The organism is Nocardiopsis sp. TNDT3 (assembly GCF_003427465.1).
Classification (GTDB): domain Bacteria; phylum Actinomycetota; class Actinomycetes; order Streptosporangiales; family Streptosporangiaceae; genus Nocardiopsis; species Nocardiopsis dassonvillei.
Genome location: NZ_QPFC01001302.1, coordinates 1 through 2162 on the forward strand (window position 1 = coordinate 1; position 2162 = coordinate 2162).

Here is a 2162-nt window from a genome sequence, read left to right on the forward strand (position 1 = left end):
AGGACGCCACCTCGCGCACGACCCGGCCCGGCAGGCCCCCGCTCTCCAGGGTGAGGGAGCGCAGCGCCTCGTGTGAGGGCACGTGCAGCCCGAGCTGCCCCTCCATGCCGTCGGCGCCCTTCACCGTCAGCTCCTCCAACCGGGGGAAGGCGGCCACGAGCGGCGCCAGGTCGGGCTGGGAGATCCAGGACAGCTCGCACTCGTCGAAGGTGATGTCACCGAAGAAGACCGAGCGCAGGTTCGGCAGCGCGTCGGCGTGCTCGACCAGCAGGTCCGCGGCCTGGTACAGACCCCCGTCGGAGGCATAACCCCATTCGCCGATGACGAGTGCCGTCAACTGCCCGGTGTCCACCTCGGACAGGAACCGGGCCAGGTAGTCGGCGCCCTTGTCCTCGGGGGGCCTTCGGAGGTGCTCGCTGGTCCGCAGCCGCCAGGCCCTGGAGGCGGGGTCGCGCGGGTCTCCGCCCCGTTCCCGGATACGTTCGAGCCGTTCCTCCCACGTGCCGCTGGCGGGGAACTCGACCACGGGCAGACCCGCGAACTCGGTGAGGTCGGGCATGAGGGCTCTCTTCTCGGGCTTCAGGGGGTGAAATACTGCCTTCATGCCTAGCAGTTCGGGCTGACAGACGGGGGTCAGGAAGCCTCGCGGAGCATGGAGGCCCGGAGGCCGCCGGGTCGGGGAAGCCGCTGGACTCAGCGGGCGGGGCCGGAGGAACACTCGTCCCCCGCCTTCGGGCGGATTACCCGCCTCGACACCGTTCGTGGCCGGGAGCTGCGAGCGCCCACGTCCTCCCCCCGCCCGTGTCGCCGCCTCTGGTCCGCGGGGCGTGACACGAGCACGCGGACACCCGGCAGCCCGCCTCCAGGCCCGCGTCTGTTCGGCTACAGGGGTGAGGGAGGCGGCGGCTGCGCCGCGTCCCCGTTCCCGCGCCGGACGGACTCGGCCGGCTCCCCGGGCTGGATCGTCCGGACGGCCTGGGCTGTCTGGGTCGCCCGGTCCGCCTGGACGCTCCCCGGGAGGCCGGCGGCGCCGGGGTCCGCGTCCCGCTCGCGCAGCATCCGGTCCAGGCGCTCGACCTGCTGCCCGAGTTCCACCAGGCGGGCCATGACCGCCTCGTGCTGGACCTCCTCCAACTGCTGGTCCTCGGCCCAGCGGACCTCGCTGATCTCCTGCTCCAGGGAGGTGACGATCACCGCGATGACCAGGTTCAGCATGATGAACGCCGTCAGCACGATGTAGCACACGAAGAAGATCCAGGCCGTCGGATGCTCCGCCAGCACCGCGTCCGAGACGTCCGGCCAGCCCTCCGTCGTCATCAGCAGGAACATCGTGTACAGCGACGTGCCCAGATTGCCGAAGAACACCGGCACGGCCTCACCGAACAGCTGGTGGGCGATGATCGCCGAGGTGTAGATGACCACCAGGAGCAGGCCGATCACCGTTCCCACCCCCGGCATGGCCTTGAACAGCGCGGTGATGATCTGCCGCATCTGCGGGACGGCGGTGATCACCCGCAGGATCCGCAGCACCCGCAGGATGCGGAGCACGGCGAACGGGCCGGTGGCCGGGATCACCGAGACCAGCACCACCAGGAAGTCGAACCAGTTCCAGGCGCTCCGGAAGAACCGTCCCCGCCAGGCGTGGATCTTGAGGATCATCTCGACGACGAACACGCCGACGACGACGTACTCGATGACCACCAGATACGGAAGGGCGGAACCCCCATAAGTCATCCAACCCAAAATCACGGCATTGACCAGAATCACCGCGAGCACGATGTTGGAGAACCACTGACTCTCCACGAGCCTGGTGACCTGAGCACGCCGCAATGCCGCTTCCCCCTCGCCAATTCCACTTCCGAGCGATTCGGACATGGGGCATCAAATATATCTAAGCGGACTCAACTTCTGCGCGGCGCGCCTGCCTTTGGTCGGGCGTGTACAGCTTCGCGCTCACACCGGCAGACACGACCACACCCCGTGCCCACACTTCACAGAAGGCGCACCCTCACGGTTCCGACGGCCGCCCAGAAGGCGCAGGAAGGGGAAATGGCAGGTGCCGCATCCCATACCCCCGGCTTCCGGTCCGATCAGTGTCCGAAGGCGGTGAGACCGAAAACACCGCGCCCCTCGCGTCCTCCTCGTCGGGAAGGGCCCATCCC

General features: G+C 68.6%; 1 protein-coding gene and 1 pseudogene. Both read right to left on the reverse strand.

Going from position 1 to position 2162, the window contains the following annotated elements:
* Positions 1–559 (reverse strand): annotated as a pseudogene (locus tag DQW06_RS27110) (hypothetical protein); the annotation flags it as partial.
* Positions 560–882: 323 nt separating this feature from the next.
* Positions 883–1734 carry an ion transporter gene (locus DQW06_RS27115; protein WP_370011581.1) on the reverse strand — a complete coding sequence of 284 codons (852 nt, stop codon included), beginning with the start codon at positions 1732–1734 and terminating at the stop codon, positions 883–885.
* Between the last annotated feature and the right edge of the window lie 428 nt (positions 1735–2162).

What these genes read in the sequence shown, in the direction of transcription:
- DQW06_RS27115 (WP_370011581.1), bottom strand. Translation starts at nt 1,734, where the DNA reads ATGACTTATGGGGGTTCCGCCCTTCCGTATCTGGTGGTCATCGAGTAC.